General features: G+C 58.6%; 19 protein-coding genes. 14 read left to right on the forward strand and 5 right to left on the reverse strand.

What is annotated here, in order from left to right; translation table 11 throughout:
• Positions 1-203 precede the first annotated feature (203 nt).
• Entirely contained in the window at positions 204-986 is a 783-nt protein-coding gene (gene ygiD, locus C8D90_RS05905; protein ID WP_115457501.1) for a 4,5-DOPA-extradiol-dioxygenase, read from the forward strand.
• A 48-nt stretch (positions 987-1,034) separates the two neighbouring features.
• Here ygiD and C8D90_RS05910 read toward each other — a convergent pair whose 3' ends face one another.
• Together C8D90_RS05910 and C8D90_RS05915 are read right to left on the reverse strand one after the other, a co-directional pair.
• Positions 1,035-2,195, reverse strand: a complete 1,161-nt coding sequence (locus tag C8D90_RS05910; protein ID WP_115457502.1) for a glutathionylspermidine synthase family protein — start codon at positions 2,193-2,195, stop codon at positions 1,035-1,037.
• A 9-nt stretch (positions 2,196-2,204) separates the two neighbouring features.
• Complete coding sequence (locus C8D90_RS05915; RefSeq protein ID WP_115457503.1) at positions 2,205-2,879, reverse strand: DUF1190 family protein; 675 nt, start codon at positions 2,877-2,879, stop codon at positions 2,205-2,207.
• Positions 2,880-3,259: 380 nt separating this feature from the next.
• Between C8D90_RS05915 and C8D90_RS05920 the strand changes: the two genes are divergently transcribed.
• The 4 genes from C8D90_RS05920 to dhaM are packed head-to-tail and all read left to right on the forward strand — an operon-like array spanning position 3,260 to position 7,587.
• A complete protein-coding gene (locus tag C8D90_RS05920; RefSeq protein ID WP_115457504.1) occupies positions 3,260-4,360 on the forward strand; it encodes a glycerol dehydrogenase in 1,101 nt (366 codons plus the stop codon).
• Between the two features lie 58 nt (positions 4,361-4,418).
• Positions 4,419-5,489, forward strand: coding sequence for a dihydroxyacetone kinase subunit DhaK (gene dhaK / locus C8D90_RS05925; RefSeq protein ID WP_115457505.1), 1,071 nt, complete (start codon positions 4,419-4,421; stop codon positions 5,487-5,489).
• Positions 5,490-5,501: 12 nt separating this feature from the next.
• Positions 5,502-6,134 carry a dihydroxyacetone kinase subunit DhaL gene (gene dhaL / locus C8D90_RS05930; protein ID WP_115457506.1) on the forward strand — a complete coding sequence of 211 codons (633 nt, stop codon included), beginning with the start codon at positions 5,502-5,504 and terminating at the stop codon, positions 6,132-6,134.
• Positions 6,135-6,144: 10 nt separating this feature from the next.
• Positions 6,145-7,587 (forward strand): dihydroxyacetone kinase phosphoryl donor subunit DhaM, encoded by a 1,443-nt coding sequence (gene dhaM / locus C8D90_RS05935; protein ID WP_115457507.1) that lies wholly within the window; start codon positions 6,145-6,147, stop codon positions 7,585-7,587.
• Positions 7,588-7,631: 44 nt separating this feature from the next.
• Here dhaM and C8D90_RS05940 read toward each other — a convergent pair whose 3' ends face one another.
• The 3 genes from C8D90_RS05940 to tolC form a co-directional block, all read right to left on the reverse strand.
• Positions 7,632-10,598 carry an autotransporter outer membrane beta-barrel domain-containing protein gene (locus tag C8D90_RS05940; RefSeq protein WP_147291328.1) on the reverse strand — a complete coding sequence of 989 codons (2,967 nt, stop codon included), beginning with the start codon at positions 10,596-10,598 and terminating at the stop codon, positions 7,632-7,634.
• Between the two features lie 507 nt (positions 10,599-11,105).
• Positions 11,106-13,085 (reverse strand): dihydroxyacetone kinase operon transcriptional regulator DhaR, encoded by a 1,980-nt coding sequence (dhaR, locus tag C8D90_RS05945; protein WP_260503109.1) that lies wholly within the window; start codon positions 13,083-13,085, stop codon positions 11,106-11,108.
• Positions 13,086-13,194: 109 nt separating this feature from the next.
• Positions 13,195-14,688 (reverse strand): outer membrane channel protein TolC, encoded by a 1,494-nt coding sequence (gene tolC / locus C8D90_RS05950; protein ID WP_115457509.1) that lies wholly within the window; start codon positions 14,686-14,688, stop codon positions 13,195-13,197.
• 282 nt (positions 14,689-14,970) lie between these two features.
• Here tolC and nudF point away from each other — a divergent pair, with 282 nt between their 5' ends.
• From nudF to ftsP, 9 genes are all read left to right on the forward strand, one after another.
• Positions 14,971-15,609 (forward strand): ADP-ribose diphosphatase, encoded by a 639-nt coding sequence (gene nudF, locus C8D90_RS05955; protein ID WP_115457510.1) that lies wholly within the window; start codon positions 14,971-14,973, stop codon positions 15,607-15,609.
• Positions 15,610-15,649: 40 nt separating this feature from the next.
• Positions 15,650-16,081 carry a DUF1249 family protein gene (locus tag C8D90_RS05960; protein ID WP_115457511.1) on the forward strand — a complete coding sequence of 144 codons (432 nt, stop codon included), beginning with the start codon at positions 15,650-15,652 and terminating at the stop codon, positions 16,079-16,081.
• Between the two features lie 120 nt (positions 16,082-16,201).
• Entirely contained in the window at positions 16,202-17,029 is an 828-nt protein-coding gene (gene cpdA, locus C8D90_RS05965; protein ID WP_115457797.1) for a 3',5'-cyclic-AMP phosphodiesterase, read from the forward strand.
• Positions 17,030-17,031: 2 nt separating this feature from the next.
• The gene (gene yqiA, locus C8D90_RS05970; protein ID WP_115457798.1) at positions 17,032-17,613 is read left to right on the forward strand and encodes an esterase YqiA; all 582 of its coding nucleotides are present in this window, start codon (positions 17,032-17,034) and stop codon (positions 17,611-17,613) included.
• Positions 17,614-17,656: 43 nt separating this feature from the next.
• Positions 17,657-19,552: a DNA topoisomerase IV subunit B gene (parE, locus tag C8D90_RS05975; protein WP_115457512.1), complete on the forward strand. Its 1,896-nt coding sequence runs from the start codon at positions 17,657-17,659 to the stop codon at positions 19,550-19,552.
• A gap of 371 nt (positions 19,553-19,923) precedes the next feature.
• Positions 19,924-22,212, forward strand: coding sequence for a DNA topoisomerase IV subunit A (gene parC / locus C8D90_RS05980; protein ID WP_115457513.1), 2,289 nt, complete (start codon positions 19,924-19,926; stop codon positions 22,210-22,212).
• A gap of 8 nt (positions 22,213-22,220) precedes the next feature.
• On the forward strand, positions 22,221-22,613 hold the full coding sequence (locus tag C8D90_RS05985; protein ID WP_115457514.1) for a RidA family protein: 393 nt from the start codon (positions 22,221-22,223) through the stop codon (positions 22,611-22,613).
• A 129-nt stretch (positions 22,614-22,742) separates the two neighbouring features.
• Positions 22,743-23,486: a 1-acylglycerol-3-phosphate O-acyltransferase gene (locus C8D90_RS05990; protein WP_115457515.1), complete on the forward strand. Its 744-nt coding sequence runs from the start codon at positions 22,743-22,745 to the stop codon at positions 23,484-23,486.
• A gap of 128 nt (positions 23,487-23,614) precedes the next feature.
• Entirely contained in the window at positions 23,615-25,033 is a 1,419-nt protein-coding gene (gene ftsP, locus C8D90_RS05995) for a cell division protein FtsP (RefSeq protein ID WP_115457516.1), read from the forward strand.

Raw genomic sequence — 25,033 nt, forward strand, 5'->3', positions numbered from 1 at the left:
AAACAGCGATAGCATCCATTGTTAAAAGCAATATACGTAAAATGTTGTGCTGAGGCAGCAATAAGTAAACATGATCCGGGCAGAAGCATTCAAATTTCCTGAAGGACTTCATCACGTTTATCCGGCTGACTATCTGCGTCATTGGGCTTAATGTAGCGTCATACAAAGGCAACCGCCTTTTGCAATTACTCAAGGATAACGCTATGAACACAACCCGTATGCCAGCTTTGTTTTTGGGTCATGGCAGCCCGATGAACGTGCTGGAAGAAAATGACTATACCGCCGCGTGGCGTGAGCTGGGCAAGACCATGCCGCGTCCGAAGGCGATTCTGGCTATTTCCGCGCACTGGTTCACCCGGGGAACGGCGGTAACCGCGATGAAGAATCCCAAAACGATCCATGACTTCGGCGGCTTCCCGCAGGCGTTGTTCGACACCGAATATCCGGCGCCGGGTTCGCCCGAGCTGGCCCGTCAGGTGCAGCAACTGCTCGCGCCGGCGGAGGTTTATCTGGATGAAACCGAGTGGGGGCTTGATCACGGCGCCTGGGGCGTATTGATTAAAGTCTACCCCGATGCTGATATCCCGGTGGTACAGCTCAGCGTAGATGGCACCAAGCCCGCTTCGTATCACTATGCGTTAGGGAAAAAGCTGGCGGTGCTGCGCGATCAGGGCGTCATGATTGTTGCCAGCGGCAACGTGGTGCATAACCTGCGCATGGCGCAGTGGAAGGGCGATGCGGAGCCGTACCCGTGGGCGTTTAGCTTCGATAACTTTGTGCGCGAAAATCTGGCCTATAAAGGCGAAAACCATCCGCTGGTCAACTTTATGTCGCATGAGGGCGCCGATTTGTCTAACCCGACGCCGGAACACTTTCTGCCGTTGTTGTATGCATTGGGCGCCTGGGACGGGGAAGAATCCGTCACCGTACCGGTGGACGGTATCGTAATGGGCTCGCTGAGTATGCTGTCGGTGAAGGTAGGATAAGAAAGCAAAAAGCCGCCGGATTCCGGCGGCTTTTTTGATCCGGCGCGATCAGTCCAGGATGATGTGCGGATAGTAACGCGACAGATCCTGCGTTATCAGGCTGCGATCTTCACGCAGGCCGATCCCGGCAGGCTGATCGTTTACCAGCCAACTGCCAATCAGCGTGTAACTGTCGCCAAACATCGGCAGCGGATGGAACTGCTGGACGATCATGCCTTCTTCGCCGTACGGCCCGTCGGCGCTGGCAATCTCCTGCCCGTTATCCACGATGCGGATGTTCGCGCCCTCGCGGGAGAACAGCGGCTTAACCACAAAGCGATCGAGCGGCGGGTGATTATCCTCGGCAAAGTAGGACGGCAGCAGGTTCGGGTGGTTGGGGAACATTTTCCACAGCGTCGGCAACAGCGCCTTGTTGGAGATGATGCTCTTCCAGGCCGGTTCCAGCCAGCGCACGCCGGCATCTTCCAGCTTGGTGGAGAAGATGTCGCGCATCATGAATTCCCACGGATAGAGCTTGAACAGGTTACTGATGACCTGATCGTGCAGATCGGTAAACTGCCCCTTTTCGCCCAACCCGATATCTTCCATGAACAGGAACTCGTTCGGCAGACCCGCTTCCAGCGCGCAATCCTGTAAGTATTGCACGGTGCCGCGATCTTCCACGCTGTCCTGACAGCACGCCATATGCAGCAGGCCGAAGCCGTGGTTGTTTTTCAGCTCGGTGAAGCGATCGATCAGCTTCTCCTGCAGGCTGTTGAACTGATCCGCATTGGCGGGCAGCTTGCCGGCGTTGATCTGATCTTCCAACCACAACCACTGGAAAAACGCAGACTCATACAGCGACGTCGGCGTATCGGCGTTGTTCTCCAGCAGCTTGGCCGGGCTTTTGCCGTCGTAAGCCAGGTCCAGACGGGAATACAGCGACGGCTGGCGGGTGCGCCATGAAGTGCGTACGAACTCCCAGCAGTGCTTGGGAATGCGGAATTTCGCCAGCAGTTCCTCGTTTTCCACCACCAGATCCACCACCTGCAAGCACATTTGATGCAGTTCTGCGGTGGTCTCTTCCAGCTCTTCAATCTGCGCCAGAGTGAACTGGTAATACGCGTCCTCACACCAGTACGGCTCGCCGTACATGGTGTGGAACTGAAAACCAAACTCGGTTGCTTTTTCGCGCCAGTCAGGACGCTCGCTGATGGATTGACGGATCATGCGTGCGTATCAGCCCCCGAAACTGCGGCTGCTGCTGGAAGAGCGGGAAGAGGATGTCGCGCTGCTGCGCTGCATGGTGGCCTGCTTCGCTACGCTCTGGCCGAAGCCGCCGCGGGTAATGGTATTGGTGGTTGCCGGCTTGGGCGCCATGTCGGTTTTCGGCACGGTCATGGTGCGGCCGTAGCTGTTCGCGGAGCCAAAGCTTTTGCCTGATGCGTCAACGAATTTTCCGCGTGCCGGGCTGGCGGCGGATTTCGAGGTGAACAGCGGCTGTTGGGCATAGGCGCCGCCGCTCATCATGCGACCCATCATGTAACCGGCCATCAGCGGCATCCAGAAGCTGCCGCTCTGCTGTGCTTCGGCGTTGTTCGGCGCCATGCCGGCCTGTGCCGGAGACTGCGTGCACTGGCCTTCGCCGAATTCGGCGACGCAGTCTTCGCGCGAGGCGTATTTCGGCGCAGTTCTTTCAGCTTCCTTCAGGGCATTCTCATAGGTGGTTTTGCACTGCTCGCTCATCGACGGGTTAGCACGGCTGCAATCGTCGGCATTCTGATACAAGGAGACGGTTTCGTCCGCTTTTTCACAGGCAGAGAGCATAAAGACCGCGCTGATGGCGATAGCCAGATGCGCCGGGCGCAGCGACTTACGAAAAGCGGCGTGGTTGATGTTTTTAGTCCGTTTCATGAATTCAATTCCCCTTTTTTACCAACAGGCTTTGCCGGCTTCCTGCCGTGCGGCCCGATTCCTGATTCCCAGATAGGGCATAGGATAGGGGAAAAATGTCTAAAACTAAAGCAAATGCCGAGGGGGCGTGGACTTTTACGTTATCTGGGATCTCTGTCTGAAAATGGAATGTGCGGAATGTCTCTTTTTCTGGATCAGACGGTGCTGCGGCGTTTCATTATGAAACATTTTTGTGTTCTTTCTGTTTCATAATGAAACCTAATTACGCATTGCCCGTTGCTGTCTTTTTCGCCGTATAGTCAGTTCTCAGTGGCGGACGGACCGGCGCATCCCTTCCGGAATATCCGCATTTTGTTTCTTACTTTTACAGGAGTTTCATGATGCTGAAAGTGATTCAAGCCCCGTCTAAATATATCCAGGGTGCGGGCGCGCTGCGTTCCGTCGGCCAATACGCCGCGTTGCTGGGGCAAAACTGCCTGGTTATTGCCGATGATTTCGTGATGAAACTCACCTCCGACACGGTGGGCGCCAGCCTGGCTGAGCACGGCGTGAAAGGGCATTTTTCCCTGTTTGGCGGCGAATGTTGCCGTAAAGAGATTGACCGTCTCGGCGCCGAAGTCGGAAAACATGGCTGCCAGTGCGTTATCGGCATCGGCGGCGGTAAAACGCTGGATACCGCCAAAGCCGTGGCTTATTACCAGAAGCTGCCGGTCATCGTGGCACCGACCATCGCCTCCACCGATGCGCCGACCAGCGCGCTGTCGGTTATTTACAGCGAGCACGGCGAGTTTGAATCCTATCTGATTTATCCCACCAACCCGGACATGGTGCTGATGGACACCGAGATCATCGCCAAAGCGCCGGTGCGTCTGCTGGTGGCCGGGATGGGCGACGCGCTGGCCACCTACTTCGAGGCACAGGCCTGCTGGGATGCCCATGCGTCCAGCATGGCGGGCGGCGAATCGACCCTGGCCGCGCTGGCGTTAGCGCGCCTGTGCTACGAAACGCTGTTGGAAGAGGGTTACAAGGCCAAGCTGGCGGCGGAAGCCAAAGTGGTTACGCCGGCGGTAGAACGTATCGTCGAAGCGAATACTTATCTGAGCGGGCTGGGCTTTGAAAGCGGCGGGTTGGCCGCCGCGCATGCGGTGCATAACGGGCTGACGGTGCTGGAAGAGTGCCATCATATGTACCACGGCGAGAAGGTTGCCTTCGGTACGCTGGTTCAGCTGGTGCTGCAAAACAGCAGCTGTGAGCAGATTGAAACCGTGATGGATTTTTGCGTACAGGTCGGCCTGCCGATCACGCTGGCGCAACTGGGCGTGAAAGCGGGCGAAGGGCTGGAGAAAAAAATCATGGCGGTGGCCGAAGCCAGCTGCGCAGAAGGCGAAACCATTCACAACATGCCTTTCAACGTCACGCCGGAAGCGGTCTATGCCGCAATTTTGGCAGCGGATCGTCTGGGCCAGGCCTGGCTGAGCTAATCTCGATAACGGGGGACAATCGTTCCCCGTCTCATGTCTGAACGGAACGGAGAGGACAATGAAGAAGCTGATTAATCACGTTGAGAATGTCTTACAGGAACAGATCCTGGGGCTGACGCAGGCGTACCCGTCGCTGCGCCTGCACCGCGAGCCGGTATTCGTGACCCGCCATGACGCGCCGGTAGCGGGCAAGGTAGGTATTTTGTCCGGCGGCGGCAGCGGCCATGAGCCGATGCATGCGGGCTTCGTCGGTGAAGGTATGCTGGACGGCGCCTGCCCCGGCGAAATCTTCACCTCTCCTACGCCGGACCAAATGTATGAATGCGCCAGGACGATTGACGGCGGAGAAGGGGTGCTGTTGCTGATCAAGAACTACACCGGCGACGTTCTCAATTTTGAAACAGCCACGGAACTGCTGCACGGCGACGGTATTAAGGTTGGCGCCGTACTGGTGGACGACGACGTCGCGGTGAAAGACAGCCTGTACACCGCCGGCCGGCGCGGCGTAGCCAACACCGTGCTGATGGAGAAACTGCTGGGCGCCGCTGCGGCGCGCGGCGATGATCTGGATCGTCTGGTGGCGTTAGGGCACCGCCTGAATAACGACGGGCACTCCATCGGCATTGCGCTGCATGCCTGTACCGTCCCGGCTGCGGGCAAGCCGTCGTTTACGCTGGCGGAAAATGAGATGGAGTTCGGCGTGGGGATCCACGGCGAACCGGGCATTGAGCGCCGTTCGTTCAGTACGCTGGATGATACCGTAGACCAGATGTTCGACACCCTGATCGCGCACGGGCAGTATCAGCGCGTCATCCGGGCCTGGGATCGCGATGCCGGCGACTGGCAGGATCTGCATCAGGAAAAGCGGCCGCTGCAAAAAGGCGACCGGGTGATCGCCCTGGTTAACAACCTGGGCGCGACGCCGCTGTCGGAGCTGTACGGCGTTTATCATCGCCTGCAACAGCGTTGCGACGCGTTCGGGCTGGAGATTGCGCGCAGCCTGGTGGGATCTTACTGCACGTCGCTGGATATGCAGGGCGTTTCCATTACTCTGCTGAAGGCGGACGGGGAAATCCTCGCCCTGTGGGATGCGCCGGTGAATACGCCTGCGTTGCGCTGGGGGCGGTAGAGGAACACGACAATGACACTGAGCAAACAGCAAATCGTGGTGTGGTTGACGCGTTGCGGCGACGCCTTCAGCGCCCAAAAGGATTTCCTGACCCAACTGGACACCGAAATCGGCGATGCGGATCACGGGCTGAACATGAACCGTGGTTTCAGCAAAGTCATGGAGAAACTGCCCGCGGTGGCGGATAAAGACATCGGTTTCATCCTCAAAAATACCGGCATGACGCTGTTGTCCAGCGTCGGCGGCGCCAGCGGGCCGCTGTTCGGCACCTTCTTCATCCGCGCCGCTCAGAGTACGAATGCCAAACAGTGCCTGACGCTGGCGGAGCTGATTCAGATGCTGAAAGAAGGAACGGAAGGCATTGTGGCGCGCGGCAAGGCGGAGCCGGGCGATAAAACCATGTGCGACGTCTGGTGGCCGGCGATCGCCGCGCTGGAGGCGGCCGCAGATCGGGGAGACACCCTGCCGCAGGCGCTGGACGCCGCATTAGCGGAGGCGCAGCGCGCGCTGGAAGGAACAATCCCTATGCAGGCGCGCAAAGGCCGGGCAAGTTACCTGGGCGAGCGCAGCATCGGGCATCAGGACCCGGGCGCCACGTCGGCGATGCTGATGATTCAGGCATTGGCGGCCGCGGCCCGCGCCTGAAGGAGGGAAGATGGTAAATATCGTGGTGGTGTCGCACAGCGCCCGCCTGGCAGAAGGCGTGGCCGAACTGGCCGGGCAAATGCAGCATAGCGGTTGCCGCCTGCTGCTGGCCGCTGGCATTGAAGACCCAGACAATCCGATAGGAACGGACGCCATCCGGGTGATGCAGGCCATCGAAGAGGCATATACGCCGTCCGGCGTGTTGTTGCTGATGGACTTAGGCAGCGCCCTGCTGAGCGCCGAAACGGCGCTGGAGCTGATCGACCCCGGCATGCGGGCGAACGTCAGGCTGTGCGCCGCGCCGCTGGTGGAAGGCACGCTGGCGGCGGTAGTGGCGGCATCGGGCGGCGCGTCGCTGGCAGATACGGCAAAAGAGGCTGAACGGGCTTTACAGGCGAAACGGGCGCAGCTCGGCGAGCAGGATATGCCTGATGATGCAGATTCGGCTCCCGTTCTGGGCAACGATGCCGTGGAGGCCTGCTGGACGGTGCGCAACGCCGCCGGGCTGCATGCGCGTCCGGCAGCGCGTCTGGCCGCGGCGCTGGCGCCGTTCCATGCCGCGCTGGTGCTGCATAAAGGTGATAAGCATGCCGATCCGCGCAGCCTGAATCAGATTACGCTGTTGCAGGTTCGCCGGGGGGATGAAATACGGCTGCAGGCGCAGGGTGAAGATGCGCCGGCGGCGTTGCAGGCATTTGAGCAACTGGCGCAGGCGGACTTCGGCGATGAACCGACGCCGGAATCAGGCAGTACGCCCATACTGCGCGGGCGCGCCGTGGCCGTGCAGCGGATTACCGCGCCTGTATTCTGGATGCAGCGGGCGCATCCGGTGATTCCCGCCGGCCGTATTGCGCCGGAACAGATCGAGGTGGAGCAACAGCGCCTGCGTCAGGCCATCGCCGCCACCCTTAACGATCTCTCCCGGCTGGCCGAACGGACGCATCAGTTGCTGGGAAAACAGCACGCGGGTATTTTCGGCGCGCAGAGCATGCTGATAGACGATCCGGATCTGCAAACCGCGGCGTTTAACCTCATTACCCTGAAGCACTGTTGTGCGGCTGAGGCCTGGCGCACGGAGCTGGACGCAATGGCTCAGGCCTATCGCGAACTGGACGATCCCTATTTGCAGGCCAGGGAACTGGATGTCCGCGACTTGCTGTGGCGTACGCTGACGCATCTGACAAACGGGGGGCCGGAGGTCGCACAGCCGCCCGCGCCGTCGGTGTTGCTGGGCGATGAACTGTTTCCTTCCGAAGTGATGATGCTTGACCGTCGGTTAACCAAAGGCGTGGTGCTCAGTGCGGGAAGCCCGGTGTCGCACAGTGCGATACTGGCATCGGCGCTGGGAATACCGATGGTTGTTGAAACGGGCGACGGACTGAAAAGCCTGAAGGAGGGAGAGCGCATCACGCTGGATGCCGCACGGGGGGAAATTCTGCGCGCTAACGGATGAAACGTGACGCCACCGTTGGTACGGTGGCGTTAATCGTTAAGGGATCAGAAAACGTACTTCACGCCAAGCAGGCCGGAGGTGTTGTAATACCCCTGGTTGCCCACCTGATGAGAGACTTCGCCCCATACGGAAAGATTACGGCTTAGCTGCCCCTGCAGGCCGACTTTGGCCTCGCCGATATCTTTCGTACCCTGAAGCCGGAAGTCGCCGTTCTGTGCCGGAGTGGCGTACTGAACGCCGAAGTCGCTGGTGTTATGAATCCAGTTGACCTCCATGAACGGCTGGAAGATTTGCGCCCGGTTTACCGGCGAGCTGCCCCGCAGGTAGGTACGCAGGCCGAGGCGGGTCATGATGTTATCATCATCCGACTGGCTGACGCGCTGGCCCTGGGCATCGTTGAAATCATCCGCCTTGATGCCGCTCCAGACCACCTGAGCCTTGGGCTGGATAAACCACTCCTTGTTTTCCCCTTTATACATACTGAAGGTATAGCCGGATTCCAGCGAGGCGGTAAAGCCGTCGGAGTCGTAGGTTTCCCGCTCCAGGTAGTCGCCTTTAACCTCGTTGCTGAACCAGGAATACTGGAGCCAGGAATCGACGTACAGCCCGGTTTGTTCCAGCGCATTATTGTACCAGGTGCCGTAGACGCCGACGTTGTAGCCGTCTACGTTGCCTTTCGCGTTGTAATCGCTGAGGCGCGAGTGCGAATTGGTCCATGCCCGGCCCGCTCCGCCCATGATCCCCAGATGAAGACGATCGTTGTCTTCCCCGGTCCATTGCGCGATATCACCGCCCAACTGCACGACGGCGGTATTGGTTTGCAGCCTCAGCTGGCTGCCGGCGGCTCTGGCCTTGGTGTGATCGCCGGTAACCCGCAGCCACATGGCGGTGGGCCGTGCGGTATCTTCACGCAGCGCGTTGGTGAATTGCGGTTCCCCCAGACGTTGGTGCAGGGTATGCATAAACATCATGTTCGCCGCTAACTGGTTGCCGATGTACGCACCGACTTCCGGCGCTACCACTGCGGGCGGCGTGGGGTCTGAACCCGGATCCGGGGTGGGGGCGGGATCTGTTCCGGGATCAGGATCTGGCGTAGGGTTGGGCGTCGGATCAGGATCGGGGACAGGACCGTCATCCGGCGTCGGCAACTCAGAACGCAGATACCAGTTTCCGTCATTCTGCTTTGGCGTTCCCTGGTACAGGTAATATTCATAACCTCCTGCGGTGGCGCGGCCGCTCAGGGCAAATTTGCCGCTTGAGTCGCCCCCGACTTCCACGACTTCAATACCGTTGACGGTTAATGCTCCCGTACCGCCGGCATTGTTGATTTTCAGGTAGGAGCTGCCGCTGGAATCGCCGGTGATGATCAGCTTATCGGTTTGGGAATTGTCATCACCGAATACGGTGTTCATCGTCAGGGTTCCGCCGTTGCCGACGTAATTGCCTTCTACCGTTATCGTGCGGAAGTCGGCGCCGTTGTGCTCAATGACGATATTCCCGGCATTTGACAGTGATTTCAGAACCGAATTGTCGTTCATCGTCCACAAACCGCCCTGCTGAACGGCAACATCGGCCCCGTTCCCCAAGCCGGTCCAACTGGCGCCGGAGTCCAGCGTCAGGGTGGCATGGCTTGCGGCATCGGCATAAACCTGGCCGTTTAACTGCGCACCTGTGCCAGCCAGAACGCTGACGGTTCCCGCAACCGATGAAGCACCGCTCTGTGTAGCCGCGATGATCCGCCCCTGTTCGGAGGACAGCGTGGTGTTTTGGAGCGTGGCCGTCAGGATTGCGCTGTCGGCGCGCAGTACGTCTCCTTGTGCGCTGCTGATGCTTCCGCCGTTTTGGTTGAGGGTGATGGAAGCAGGGACAAGCACCGTGGAGGACGCGCCGTTGGCGTAAACTGCGTGGGCGCCGGCGCCTTGCGCTTCAATCAGGCTGGAACCGGCGGTGTTATCGATCACGATATTGCCGCCTGCGCCGGCATAGACCGCATGCGCAGCGTCGCCCTGCGTGATGATTTGGTTCGCATTCCCCTCGATCTGCACCAGACCGAGCACGTCCTGCCCGCCCAGCATGCCGCTGACGGCGGCGGCCGTTACGCCGTAGGCGTTGTTTCCGGTAGTGGTGATGATGTTGTTGTCGCCGCTCAGGACTATTCTGCCGTTGGTCGTGGCGCTGATGCCGGCGGCATTTTCTCCGGAGGTCGTAATGGTTACGGAGGCGGGGGCAGAACTGTTGCCCACCAAAATCAGCGAGCTGCCGTACGTTGTTGCACGGGTGGCTAAACCGGCGGAACCCGCGCCCGTGGTGGTGATTTGGTTCTGGGTTCCCGAGAGTTGCACTATGCCGCTCTTCGTGTTCTCCCAACTGCCGAGCGATGTACTGACGTCGTTTTCCACCACGATGGCAGCGCTGTTAACGCCGTGGGTTTGGATATTGATGTTGTTCGCCGTCACCCGCGTGTCGTTGTCCTGGGACGCGCCGTTGTTGACGTAAATCCCCTCAGCCTGTGTCAGCTGACTATTGCTGCCGGAGGTAATAATGGACGTGCCGTTGCCCAGGTTCGCCGTTCCTCCGCTGGTGACGACCACGCCTTTAGGGCCAGTGCCGCTGCCGGATGCGGATGAGTGGATGTTCAGCGAACCACCGTCGTTGACGTTCAGTACGCCGTTATTTTCTACATTGATGCCTACGGCGCCGGTATATGTCCCTAAATCGATATCCGCAGTTCCGTTAATGTCGGCAAAAGAATTGGTATCGGTGATATCAATGCCTTTTGCCGCATTAACCGTGACCATGATGGTGCTGGTTCCGTTTAATGTGGCTTCTCCTCCCTGTTCTACCTTCAGTGCGGAGGCGCCGGTTGTCGCAGAGCTATTGAAAAGTTGATCTTCAAACGTCGTTTTATTTGGGCCGGTAACCGTTGTTGCTGCATAAACCGGCAATCCGTTTAACAGAGCAAGAGATATCGAAATGGCGAACTTGCTTTTGGAGAACACTCTCTTTTTCACATAATACTCCTTTTATATAGAATTAATTCCTGAACCAAGTGCTATTTGTTTTGTGTTTAAACGCTCCGTAGATTGAGTTGTTGTGAGTTTTATAAACAGTGAGTTTGTATATTTATTGTCTATTTCATGCGCCAAATGAATGTATGCTCATGAGCTATTCCTGAGTGTGAAAATATAAATTAGTGCTTATCGTAATAGCGTTTTCCAGATAGCCTTGAGTACAACCTGATGCCTGGTATGCCGATGTTTACGGCCAAAAGTGCGCAGCGCCTGCGCTTAAGGTGCTGATATATCCATCTGTTTTTAGATTGGTGGCGTAAGGCGCTTTCGTCGGGTGATTTATATAGTAATTCTGAAAGGTGGCTTATGAAAAATATTTTTTAATGATGTTCTGATGTAATGAAATATTACCTGATTATTCAATTGATAGATAATATGTATCAGTAAGAATACTCTTGTATATGTATTAATAAATAACGTATTATCAGATCGGTTTAATAACGGTATTTACTGTTTAAACTGGCCGACGTCCAATTGATGTTGTTTTAGTTTTCTCCACAGTGTGGTTCTGCCAATGCCCAATAACAACGCCATTTCGTTAATCTTGCCTCCGGTCGCATGGGCCACGCGGATAATGGTTTGCTTCTCTGCGGCTTCCAGCGTCATGACCTGCTCCGGAAATGGATTTTCCGGCTCCAGCGCCAGTTTCTCCGCCAGCAGGTGCTCCGGCAAATCGGTCAGCCGGATGCGGTTATGCTGGCAAATCATTGCCGCCCGCTCGACGACGCCCTTCAGCTCCAGATCGTTGCCCGGCCAGGGGTAACAACACAGCTGGTGCATGGCGTCTTCGTCAATCTGATAGCGGTGGCGAAAGTGCCGCCCGAGGATTTGCAGGTGATGAGTGACCAGCAGCGGAATGTCCTGTTGCCTGCGCCGCAGCGGCGGGATCTGTAATTCGAAGGCCTGCAAGGTATAAAACAGCTGGCGGCGGAAGCGCCCCTGTTTGATCAACAAGGGCAGATCGGCGCTGGTAGCGACGATCAGGCGTACATCCACGGGGATCACCCGCGTGGAGCCCTGACGTATGACCACGCCGTTTTTGATGATTTGCAGCAGGGTTGACTGCATTTCCGGCGGCAGATATTCCACCTGCTCCAGATAAAGCGTACCGCCCTGGGCCAGCTCGAACTTGCCGGGATAACCCGCTTCGGCTTCGCTGGCATCGCGCCCGAGCAGTTCCCGCGCCATCTGTTCTTCGGCCAGCGTTTGGCAGTTCAGCGCCACATAAGGGCCGGCGGCCCGCTCGCTGGCGTTGTGAATGGCCTGCGCCAGCAGTTCTTTACCGACGCCTTCCTCGCCCTGAAGCAAAACCGGATGATGGCCGCGGGCCGCCTGGCGGCCGTAGCGCAGCAGGCGGCGCATGTCTGCCGAGCCGACGGGCATTTGCTCGAACGTCTGGCCCACCTTGCCGAACTGGTGGTGAATCAGTTGCCGCCACTGTTCCAGCGGATGGAGCAGGGCGATGAAGCTGCAATATTCGCCATCGGGAACCGGCTTGAGCGTCAGCAGCGTCGTGACGAAGTGTTGTTGCTGCGTTTCGAAGGTCACTTCCGCATGGCTGAGCGTAGTACGCTGGGCGATGGCATGCTGCAACAGAACGGGGAGCACCAGCAGCCCGGCAAGCGGCTGACCAAGGCTGTTTTGCTCATCGAGCTGCAGCATATGCGCCGCGCGGTGGTTGAGGTATTGCAGGCAGCCGTAATGATCCCAGGCCAGTACGCCATCCTCCACGCCGTCCAGCAGCGCATACAGCTCGTTCAGGTGACGATTGGTTTCCGCCAGCAGGATCCCGCTGTGCAGGGCGTTGCCGATCTCTTTGGCGATGCTCAGCGTCAGCGACAGATCGCTGGTGCAGAGATCGTCAGCCGCCGAGAGCAAAACGATCACCGCCCGCTGCCGGCCATTATTGTCATACACCGGAGTGGCGCTGCTGTTCCAGGCCCGTAGCGCCTGCTTGTAATGTTCGTCGCCGCATACCTGCGCCGGATTGCCGTTACGGATAGCCAGCGCCGCTGCATTGGTGCCGACATGCCCTTCCGCCCAGTAGCTGCCGGTGACGAATCCCAGGCTTTCCAGCGCTGAACGGGTGTGTGTATGGCCGCACTGCCACAGCAGGCAGCCGCTTTCATCGAGGATTTGCAGCACGCAGCGCCGTGACGCCATCAGTTCCCAGGCATCTTCCAGCGCAGCCTGCCCCAGCGTCAGCAGGTCGCTTTTGCGCTGGCGTACCGCATTCAGCGTTGCCGCGCCCGCGCGGTGGGGAAGACGCCATGGCGCAGGCTGCATCAGCTTTTGGCAGCGTAGCCAGGAGTCGTAAATCGTGGGCGCAGGCCGTTGCTCCGCCGGCAGGCTGCCACGGGAGAAAAACGCTAACCAGTCAGTCGGCAGGTTTTCGCTCAGGGAAGTCACAATGATACCGATCATCATGCGTTAAAGGATAAGCGCATGATAACGCGTGGCGGAGAGGATGTAATTCGCCCGAACGGCAAAAAAACAAAAGGGCGTCAGATGACGCCCTTTTATCAGCCGGAGCGGATTAACCGCGGAACGGGTTTTTACCCTTAGCTGGTTCGCTCTGCTTCACTGTTACCGGCTGAGGGGCCGGTTCGGCGGCAACGGTGTTGCTGCTGGTATTACCGTCGGCAACTGCGGCCTGAGCGTCATCACGTGGGGCGATGGAGTCCTGGGAGGTGGGAATGTTTTTACCCAAATCGTTGTTCAGCGCCGCCAGATCGCTCTGGTTCAGCGAACCTTGCGCATACTTCATGTTAAGCAGGCTGATCAGGTAATCGTAGCGCGCGGTGGACAGGTTCTGCTTGGCGCTGTACAGCTGCGTGGTGGCGTTCAGCACGTCCACGATGGTACGGGTGCCGACTTCATAACCGGCCTGCGTGGCGTCCAGAGAGCTTTGCGCAGAAATCACGGCCTGCTTGTAAGCCTCGACGCCGCTGATGGACGCGGTGATGTTGTTGTAGGATGAGCGGACGTTCTGCACCACGGCGCGGTGGGCGCTTTCCAGACCTTCGCTGGCGCCGACGAAGTTATACTGCGCCTGCTTGACCTGGGAATTGGTGGCGCCGCCGCTGTATAACGGCAGGTTGAAATTCAGCCCGATCTGGTTTTGCCCGTCATAGCTGCTCTTACCCGCGCTGGGGCTCAGCGTATTTTTGGGGTAGCTGTTGTAATCGGTGTTGCTGACGCCGCTGGAGGCCGACAGGCTGAGCGTCGGCATGTAGCCGGTCTGCGCCAGTTTGATCTGCTCGCGGGCCAGATCCTGGTTCAGGCGGGCAGTCAATAACTGCAGGTTGCGCTGCTCTGCGTCGCGCAGCAGGTTGCTGACGTTTTCCGGACGCTTGGTAGAGAAACGGTCAACGTTCAGCGAAGCGAGCTGCGAATAATACTGACCGGTAATCTGACGCAGATTTTCCAGCGAGTTATCCAGGTTATTACGGGCGGTCACTTCGTTAGCCAGCACCTGGTCATATTGCGCACGGGCGTTCTGCACGTCGGTAATCGCGACCAGGCCAACGTTGAAGCGCTGGGTGGTCTGATCCAACTGATGGTAGATCGCCTGCTTGTTGGATTCGGTATACGACAGGGCGTCAATGGCGCGCAGCACGTTGAAGTAGGCGGTGGCCGATTCCAGCATCAGGGTTTGCTGTGATGACTGATACGACACATCCTGAATGCCGGCCTGTTTCTCCGTCAGGGAGAGCTGACGCCATAACGACATATCAAAAAGCGTCTGCGTCAGGGACAACGTACCGCCGTAGTTCTTGGAGTTCAGGCCATCGCTGTCGCGCATGCCGTTGGTATAGGATGCGTTAGCGCCTAATCCCAATTGCGGAAGCAGCGGACTGCGTGATTCATTAATTTTTTCATATGCCGCGTCGCGCGTGGCTGCGGCCTTGCGCAGATCCGGGTTGCTGGCGAGCGCCTGCTGGTAGATCTCGACCAGGTTTTCCGCATGGCTCAGGGCGCTGACGCCACCCAGGCTCAGGCCAATAAGAATGGGGAGAAGTTTCTTCATTTGCATTCCTTGTTGTGCAGCAATGTTGCTATTGTAGCGCTGACGAAAGTCACATAGTCGCTGATTCTACCAGAGTCCGTTGCTTCGGGAAGATGGCTTTACGTGCCATCATTCCCAAATAATTCCAGATTATTTCATTTATCGGTTTGTCACAATAATGTGAGCTGCGATAGGCTTCTTTACTTCTTTTCACCCAGGCCCGTTTTACCCGGGACGCTGCCGTGAGTTTACTCTTTTGAAGATAAACGAACCATCTCAAGCCGATTAAGGGGATTTGTATCCATGAGCGACCCGAAGTCATCGCCCGTTACGCTGGGCAAAAGCGATGTGGAAATTATTGCACGGGAATCATTGTACCGCGGTTTTTTTTCACTGGAGCTGTACCGTTTTCGCCACCGGCTGTTCAACGGAGAAATGAGCGGCGAGGTGCGGCGCGAGGTTTTCGAACGTGGTCATGCCGCCGTGCTGCTGCCTTATGATCCGGTGCGCGACGAAGTCGTGCTGGTGGAGCAACTGCGCATTCCCGCGCTGGACTCCAGCCCGACGCCCTGGCTGCTGGAGATGGTGGCCGGCATGATAGAAGAAGGCGAGAGCGTCGAGGACGTGGCGCGCCGCGAAGCGATGGAGGAGGCCGGATTGACGGTGGGCCGCTGCGAGCCTGTGCTAAGCTATCTTGCCAGCCCCGGCGGCACCAGCGAACGTCTTTCCATCATGGTGGGCGAAGTCGACGCGACCACGGCCTCCGGCATCCACGGTTTACCGGAGGAGCACGAGGATATCCGCGTGCACGTGGTCAGCCGCGAACAGGCATACCGCTGGGTGGAAGAGGGCGCTATCGACAATGCCGCCTCGGTGATTGCATTACAATGGCTGGCGTTGCACCATGAGCCCCTGCGTCAGAGATGGTGCGGTTCCCGTTAGTCCGCTGTTGTCCATTTATTACGTTCCTGCCGGAGTTTAGATGAAGCGTTATTCCCCAGATTTCCCGCTGATGATGCGGCTGTGCGAAACCAACTATGCCCAACTGAGACGTTTATTGCCGCGCAGAGACGATGTCGGAGAGTCACAGGGATATCAGGTCAACGGAACGACATACCAGATCACCGTCACGGAATCGACCCGTTACACCTCGCTGGTGGACATCCGGCAGATGGCGCCGGAGCCGGCCCATTGGGGGCTGCCCTCCATGAGCGTGCGCCTGTATCATGACGCTATGGTTGCGGAAGTGTGTGCAAGTCAGCAGATCTCCCGCTTCAAGGCGCGCTATGATTACCCGAATAAAAAGTTGCATCAGCGCGATGAAAAGCATCAAATTAACCAGTTTCTCGCAGATTGGCTGCGTTATTGTTTAACGCATGGAGCAATGGCAATCCCGGTTTATCAGACAGACTAAAACGCCGGAGGACGCGGTTCCGCCGGCGCTGTATGTCTTTGTGCCGCCCGGAGACCGCTGCTGGGCATGCTGTATGCCGGGCGTACTTCTGAGCACGACCAAAGTCATGAAGGACATTATTTGGAAAGCCTGTTTCATCTGACCGTTGCAAGTGGGGCGCCGGTCAGAATTTTACAAATTACTGACACCCACCTGTTTGCGGGCGAACATGAGACGTTGTTGGGCGTGAATACTTACCGCAGTTATCACGCCGTGCTTGATGCCGTTCGGGATCAGAACCGTCCGTTCGATTTAATTGCTGCGACGGGCGATCTTGCTCAGGATCACTCCGTGGCGGCCTATGAACATTTCGCTGCGGGCATGGCCCGTTTCTCCCAGCCCTGCATCTGGTTGCCCGGTAATCACGACTTTCAGCCGGCGATGGTCGATACGCTGGCCGAAGCGGGCATCAACCCGACGAAGCACGTTCTGCTGGGGGATTCCTGGCAGGTGATTCTGCTCGACAGCCAGGTTTTCGGCGTGCCCCACGGCGAACTGAGCGACTACCAGCTTGAATGGCTGGACGCCGCGCTTGCCAAGCATCCTGAGCGCTATACCCTGACGCTGCTGCACCATCATCCCCTGCCATCCGGCTGCACTTGGCTCGATCAGCACAGCCTGCGTAACGCCCATATGCTGGGGGAGATACTGTCGCATTATCCGCGGGCGCGAACGCTGCTTTGCGGCCACATTCACCAGGATTTGGATTTGATGTGGAACGACTGCCGCATATTGGCTTCGCCCTCCACCTGTATTCAGTTCAAACCCTTGTGTACCAACTTCACTATTGATACGGTTGCACCCGGCTGGCGCTATCTGGATTTACATCCCGATGGTTCCGTCACCACGGAACTGCACCGTCTGACCGGAACGGAATTCCGGCCGGACCTGGACTCTGACGGCTATTGATGATGCCTACGCTGCTATATTTACACGGATTTAATAGTTCCCCCCGCTCGGTCAAGGCCACGGCGCTGAAACAATGGCTGAGCGAATACCACCCGCATGTCACCATGCTGGTGCCGCAGTTGCCGCCTTATCCGGCGGAGGCGGCGCAGATGCTGGAAGACATTGTGATGGAGCGTTCCGGGCGACCGCTCGGGTTGGTGGGATCCTCATTGGGCGGCTATTATGCAACATGGCTGTCTCAGTGTTTTATGCTGCCGGCGGTGGTGGTCAATCCGGCAGTCAAGCCGCATGAACTGCTGCTTGATTTCCTCGGTGCCAATGAGAATCCCTACACCGGCCAGCAATATGTGTTAGAGTCACGCCACGTTTACGATCTGAAAGTCATGCAGGTGGACCCGCTGGAATCACCAGATCTTATCTGGTTATTGCAGCAAACCGGCGATGAAGTGCTGGATTACCGCCAGGCGGTGGCTTATTACACATCATGCCGCCAGACCATTGAATCGGGCGGTAATCATAGTTTCGTCGGTTTCGAGCACTATTTTCCGCAGATCGTCGATTTTTTAGAACTGTCGGAGGGGTAACTCCCGGCCGGCGATAATCTCCGTTACTGATACGAATCAAACGATGACTCAATCCAGCTATAACGCTGAATCTATCGAAGTTCTCAGCGGTTTAGAACCTGTGCGCCGTCGTCCGGGAATGTACACCGATACGACGCGCCCGAACCACCTCGGTCAGGAAGTGATCGACAACAGCGTCGATGAAGCGCTGGCGGGTCACGCTTCCCGCGTCGAGGTGATTCTTCATGCCGATCAGTCGCTGGAAGTGATTGATGACGGCCGCGGCATGCCGGTGGATATTCACCCGGAAGAGGGTGTGCCCGCCGTAGAGCTGATCATGTGCCGCCTGCACGCCGGCGGTAAGTTCTCCAATAAAAACTACCAGTTCTCCGGCGGCCTGCACGGCGTGGGGATCTCGGTGGTGAACGCCCTGTCGAAGCGGGTGGAAGTGAACGTGCGCCGCGACGGGCAGGTCTATCAGATCGCCTTTGAAAACGGCGACAAGGTGGAAGACCTGCACGTCACCGGCACCTGCGGCCGCCGTAATACCGGCACCAGCGTGCACTTCTGGCCCGACGAACAGTTTTTCGACAGCCCGCGCTTTTCTGTTTCACGCCTGACGCACCTGCTGAAAGCCAAAGCGGTGCTGTGCCCCGGCGTGGAAATCGTCTTTAAAGACAAGGTTAACGACACCGAGCAGCGCTGGTGCTACCAGGCAGGACTGAACGACTATCTGATGGAAGCGGTCAACGGCCTGGTGACGCTGCCGGAGCAGCCGTTTACCGGCGCGTTTGCCGGCGACACCGAAGCGGTGGACTGGGCGTTGTTGTGGCTGCCGGAAGGCGGCGAGCTGCTGACGGAAAGCTACGTCAACCTGATCCCGACCATGCAGGGCGGCACGCACGTTAACGGCCTGCGTCAGGGGCTGCTGGACGCCATCCGCGAATTCTGTGAGTTCCGTAATCTGCTGCCGCGCGGGGTGAAACTCTCGGCGGATGATATCTGGGAACGCTGCGCCTACGTACTGTCGGTGAAGATGCAAGACCCGCAGTTCGCCGGGCAGACCAAAGAGCGCCTTTCGTCGCGCCAGTGCGCGGCGTTTGTTTCCGGCGTAGTGAAAGATGCCTTCAGCATCTGGCTGAACCAGAACGTCCAGGCGGCGGAGATGCTGGCGGAACTGGCGATTTCCAGCGCCCAGCGCCGCATGCGCGCCGCCAAGAAAGTGGTGCGTAAAAAGCTGACCAGCGGTCCGGCGTTGCCGGGCAAGCTGGCGGACTGCACCGCGCAGGATCTCAGCCGCACCGAGTTGTTCCTGGTGGAAGGGGACTCGGCGGGCGGCTCCGCCAAGCAGGCGCGTGACCGGGAATACCAGGCCATCATGCCGCTCAAGGGCAAAATCCTGAATACCTGGGAAGTGTCGTCCGATGAAGTGCTGGCGTCGCAGGAGGTGCATGACATCTCCGTGGCGATCGGCATCGATCCGGACAGCGACGACCTGAGCCAGCTGCGCTACGGGAAAATCTGCATCCTGGCGGATGCGGACTCCGACGGCCTGCATATCGCCACGCTGCTGTGCGCGCTGTTCGTGCGACATTTCCGCGCGCTGGTGCAAAACGGTCACGTGTATGTCGCAATGCCGCCGCTTTACCGTATCGACCTGGGCAAAGAAGTTTATTACGCCCTGGATGAGGAAGAGAAAGCCGGCGTGCTGGAGCAGCTCAAGCGCAAGCGGGGCAAGCCGAACGTGCAGCGCTTTAAAGGGCTGGGCGAAATGAACCCGCTGCAACTGCGTGAGACCACGCTTGATCCCAACACCCGTCGCTTGGTGCAGCTCACCATCGGCGAGGAGGACGTTGATCAAACGCTGGCGGTGATGGACATGCTGCTGGCGAAGAAGCGTTCGGAAGATCGGCGTAACTGGTTGCAGGAAAAAGGCGATCTGGCGGATCTCGACGTCTAGCGCTGAACGCCTGCGGGGGAAGGGCCGGACGGGCGTTTTCCCCCGAACTGCCCCGCCCGGCTGCGGGGCATCTTATCTGAAGTGCCCCTCTGTTTTTTCGCATTCAACTTCGTGTGGGTAAAAGATGCTTTACGCGGGTAATCAGCGCCTTCTTCTGGCCGCGGTTTGCGGCAGAACGCCGCGCCATGATTGTTGGACGGTAGCCGGTTGCATATACGATAATCACCGGTAATTCCCTTTGTGACAGCCGCCCGGAAGATAGGTTACTATGCGCGGATCAATCACGTGCGGGTTAAAGATATTACAATTCCATGCCAGCGTCGCATGATGGCTGCCGGAGCGTGTTCCGGCGGCGGTAAGAGGATAATGAATTGAGCGATTTGACTCACGACGGAACCGAGCGCGTTGCGCTGCATACGTTCACTGAAAATGCCTACCTGAACTACTCCATGTACGTCATCATGGACCGGGCGTTACCCTTTATCGGCGACGGCCTGAAGCCGGTTCAGCGCCGTATTGTGTATGCCATGTCCGAACTGGGGCTGAATGCCAGCGCCAAGTTCAAAAAGTCCGCGCGTACCGTGGGCGACGTGCTGGGTAAATACCATCCGCACGGCGACAGCGCCTGCTATGAAGCGATGGTGCTGATGGCGCAGCCGTTCTCTTACCGCTACCCGCTGGTGGACGGCCAGGGCAACTGGGGTGCGCCGGACGATCCGAAATCGTTCGCGGCGATGCGTTATACCGAATCGCGCCTGTCGAAATATGCGGAAGTGCTGCTCAGCGAACTGGGGCAGGGCACGGTCGACTATATTCCCAACTTTGACGGTACGCTGCAGGAGCCGAAGATGCTGCCTGCGCGCTTACCCAATATCCTGCTCAACGGCACCACCGGCATCGCGGTAGGGATGGCGACCGATATCCCGCCGCACAACGTGCGTGAAGTCGCGAATGCGCTGGTGGCGCTGCTGGAGAAGCCGGATACTTCGCTGGATGAGCTGCTGCAATACGTGCAGGGGCCGGACTTCCCCACAGAAGCCGAAATCATCACCCCGGCGGAAGAGATCCGTAAAATTTACCGTTCCGGGCGCGGCTCGGTGCGTATGCGCGCGGTATGGAAAAAAGAAGATGGCGAAATCGTCATTTCCGCGCTGCCGCATCAGGTGTCCGGCGCCAAGGTGCTGGAACAGATCGCCAGCCAGATGCGCGCTAAAAAGCTGCCGATGATCGATGACCTGCGCGACGAATCTAACCACGAGAACCCGACGCGCCTGGTGCTGGTGCCGCGTTCCAACCGTGTGGATCTGGATCAGGTGATGAACCACCTGTTCGCCACCACCGATCTGGAGCGCAGCTACCGTATCAACATGAACATGATCGGGCTGGACGGCCGCCCGGCGGTCAAGGATCTCAGCGTGATCCTGACCGAATGGCTGGCTTTCCGCCGCGACACCGTGCGCCGCCGTCTCTCCCACCGGCTGGAGCGGGTGCTGAAGCGCCTGCATATCCTGGAAGGTTTGCTGGTCGCGTTCCTCAATATTGATGAAGTGATCCACATCATCCGCACTGAAGATGAACCCAAACCGGTGCTGATGGCGCGTTTCTCGCTGACGGATACCCAGGCGGAAGCCATTCTGGAACTGAAACTGCGCCACCTGGCGCGGCTGGAAGAGATGAAAATCCGTGGTGAGCAGGATGAGCTGGCGAAAGAGCGCGATCAGTTACAGGCGCTGCTGGCCTCAGAACGTAAGCTCAACACCCTGATCAAAAAAGAAATTCAGGCCGATGCGCAAACTTATGGCGACGACCGCCGTTCGCCGTTGCAAGAGCGTGAAGAAGCGAAGGCGATGAGCGAGCACGACTTCGTGCCGTCTGAGCCGGTGACCATCGTGCTGTCGGAAGGCGGCTGGGTGCGCAGCGCCAAAGGGCATGACATCGATCCCAGCGGGCTGAGCTACAAGGCCGGCGACAGCTTCCGCGCCGCTGCGCGCGGCAAGAGTAACCAGCCGGTGGTGTTTATTGACTCCACGGGGCGCAGTTATGCGCTCGATCCGCTGTCGTTGCCTTCCGCCCGCGGGCAGGGCGAGCCGTTGACCGGCAAACTGACGCCGCCGCCGGGCGCCACCATTGAACAGGTGCTGATGGCCGGCGACGATCAAAAGCTGCTGATGGCCTCAGACGCCGGTTACGGTTTCGTCTGCACCTTCAGCGATCTTGTGGCGCGCAACCGTGCGGGCAAGGCGATGCTGACGCTGCCGGACAATGCCAGGGTCTTGCCGCCGCTGGAGATCCACGGCGAAGACAACATGCTGCTGGCGGTAACCAAAGCCGGCCGTATGCTGATGTTCCCGGTGAACGATTTGCCGGAGCTTTCTAAGGGCAAGGGCAACAAGATTATCTCCATTCCTGCCGCGCAGGCGGCATCTGGCGAAGATACGCTGATATGGCTGTTCGTCTTGCCGCCGCAAAGCTCGGTGACGCTGCACGTTGGCAAGCGTAAACTGACGCTGAAACCGGAAGACCTGCAGAAATTCCGTGCCGAACGCGGGCGTAAAGGTACGTTGTTGCCGCGCGGCCTGCAACGTATCGAACGTGTTGAGGTGGATACGCCTCAGGCGGCGCTGCGTCTGGATAACGGAAGCGGCGACAGCGAGGAATAAGCGGGAAAATGAAAACCTTCGCGAACCCTCCGGGGCTTCATGCCCCGCTGGCGCGTTACTCCCACCAGGCGGAAATCCGCGGCCCGCAGCGCTGGCTGGTTTTGTCAGGGCAGATCGGCATGACGCCTCAGGGCGCCGTGCCGGAGGACGCCGCCGCACAACTGGCGCTGGCGCTTGATAACGTCCTGGAAAATTTGCGCGCGGCGCAGATGCGACGCGAAGACCTGATCAAACTGACGTTCTATTTGGTTGCCCCCGACGACGCAGCGCGGCGGCGGCAAATCATCAGCGAGAAACTGGGCGAACATGAACCCTGCATGACGGTGGTTTACGTGGCGGGGCTGGCTTCACCGGCGCTGAAAGTTGAGATCGAGGGCTGGGCCTGTCGCGACGACGGGTAACCCGGTTCCGGTTTGCGTTGTTAACCGGCTTTGGCCGGGGGAATAACGCGTTTACGCTGCGGCTCACGGGAAGGTGAGTTTTGCGGTGAAGCCGGTATACTAATCCGGCGATAGGCTGATGAGGTTGTTATGCTACTAATTGTGCGCGTTGTACTGGTTACCCTGTACTCTGTTTTGGTCTGTATTCTTGGATCGCTGTATTGCCTGCTCAGCCCGCGTAACCCGAAGCACGTGGCTACGTTCGGGCATATGTTCGGCCGTCTGGCCCCGCTGCTGGGCCTGAAGGTGGAAACCCGGATACCGCCGGAGGCGAAGCATTACGGCAACGCGATCTACATCGCCAACCATCAGAATAATTACGACATGGTCACCGCGTCCAATGCGGTACAAACCAATACGGTGACCGTGGGGAAAAAAAGCCTGATCTGGATCCCTTTCTTCGGCCAGCTGTATTGGCTGACCGGCAACCTGCTGATTGACCGCGACAACCGTTCCAAAGCGCACGGCACCATCGCGCAGGTGGTGGAGCAGTTCAAGCGTAAAAAGATCTCGTTCTGGATGTTCCCCGAAGGCACCCGCAGCCGCGGGCGCGGCCTGATGCCGTTTAAAACCGGCGCGTTTCATGCCGCTATTGCCGCCGGTGTGCCGATTATCCCGATCTGCGTCTCCTCGACCAACGATAAAGTGAAGCTGAACCGTCTGAACAACGGACTGGTGATCGTGGAAATGCTGCCGCCGGTGGACGTCAGCCAGTTTGGTAAGGATCAGGTGCGGGCATTAGCGGAGCATTGCCGCAACCTCATGCAGGCCAAGATTGCCGAGCTGGATGCCGAAGTTGCACAGCGGGAAGCGGAAGCGAAAAAAACAGCCTGATCCGGGCTAACGGTTTCACACTATTGAGCGTTTGTCTGTGCAGCCGCTTTCCCTTCGCCGCCGGAAGCGGGTATCGCTTGTGGCGAAGGATGGCGTGAGTTCGCAGACAGAAATTTCATGGAGTTGGTATGTCACTCAGTCGACGTCGGTTTATTCAGGCTTCGGGGCTGGCGCTGTGCGCGACGACCCTGCCGCTGAAAGCGCGTGCGGCCGGCGCCTCTAATTTGTTACCCGTGCCCCCCCTGCTGGAGTCCCGGCGCGGCCAGCCGTTGTTTCTGACGTTGCAGTCTACCCACTGGGCATTTTCCGGCGGGCGTAAAGACAGCGTCTGGGGCATCAACGGCATGTATCTCGGCCCGACGGTGCGGGTGTATAACGGCGATGACGCCAAGCTAATCTACAGTAATCGCCTGGCGGAACCCGTGGCGATGGAGATCAGCGGCCTGCAACTGCCCGGCCCGTTGTCCGGCGGCGCGGCGCGGCTGATGTCGCCCGGCGTGGACTGGTCGCCGGTGCTGCCCATCCGCCAGCAGGCGGCGACCTGCTGGTATCACGCCAACACGCCCAACCGCATGGCGCAGCACGTCTATAATGGGCTGGCGGGTTTGTGGCTGGTGGAGGATGAGGTCAGCAAGACGTTGCCCCTGCCCAACCACTACGGCGTCGATGATTTTCCCGTCATTATTCAGGACAAACGGCTGGATACCTTCGGCTCGCCGGTCTATAACGCGCCGGCGTCCGGCGGTTTCTTTGGCGATACCCTGCTGGTCAACGGTATTGAAGATCCGTACGTGGAAGTCTCCCGCGGCTGGGTACGCCTGCGCTTGCTGAATGCCTCCAACGCCCGGCGTTATACTCTGCAGATGAGCGATAACCGCGCCTTCCACGTGATCGCCAGCGATCAGGGCTTTATGCCGGCGCCGGTAGAAGTCAGTTCGCTGACGCTGGCGCCCGGCGAACGGCGCGAAGTGTTGGTTGATATGTCGAAAGGGGAAGAGGTGACGATCACCGCCGGGGAAGCCGCCGGGCTGATGGATCGCCTGCGCGGCCTGTTCGAGCCTTCGTCGATTCTGGTTTCTACCTCGGTGCTGACGCTGCGCCCGACCGGGCTGCTGCCGCTGGTGACGGACAATCTGCCGATGCGGTTGGTGACGGATCAGATGATGAACGGCAACGTGGTGCGCTCACGCGATCTGGTGCTGGGCGACGGCGCTTCGCCGGGAATCAACGGAGCCTTGTGGGATCTGAACCGCACTGATATTCAGGCACGGCAGGGAACCTGGGAACACTGGACGGTTAACGCCAGCCTGCCGCAATCTTTCCATATTCAGGGCGTGCAGTTTTTGATTAAAAGCGTCAACAATGCGCCGCCGATGATGGAAGACCGTGGCTGGAAAGACACCGTGTGGGTCGATGGTCAGGTTGAGCTGCTGGTTTATTTTCCGCAGCCTTCTTCCCCGCATTTCCCGTTTATCTACTACAGCCAGACGCTGGAGATGGCCGATCGCGGTTCGGCCGGCCAGCTGGTGGTCGAGCCAGCGTCCTGA

The organism is Enterobacillus tribolii, from assembly GCF_003363015.1.
GTDB lineage: Bacteria > Pseudomonadota > Gammaproteobacteria > Enterobacterales > Enterobacteriaceae > Enterobacillus > Enterobacillus tribolii.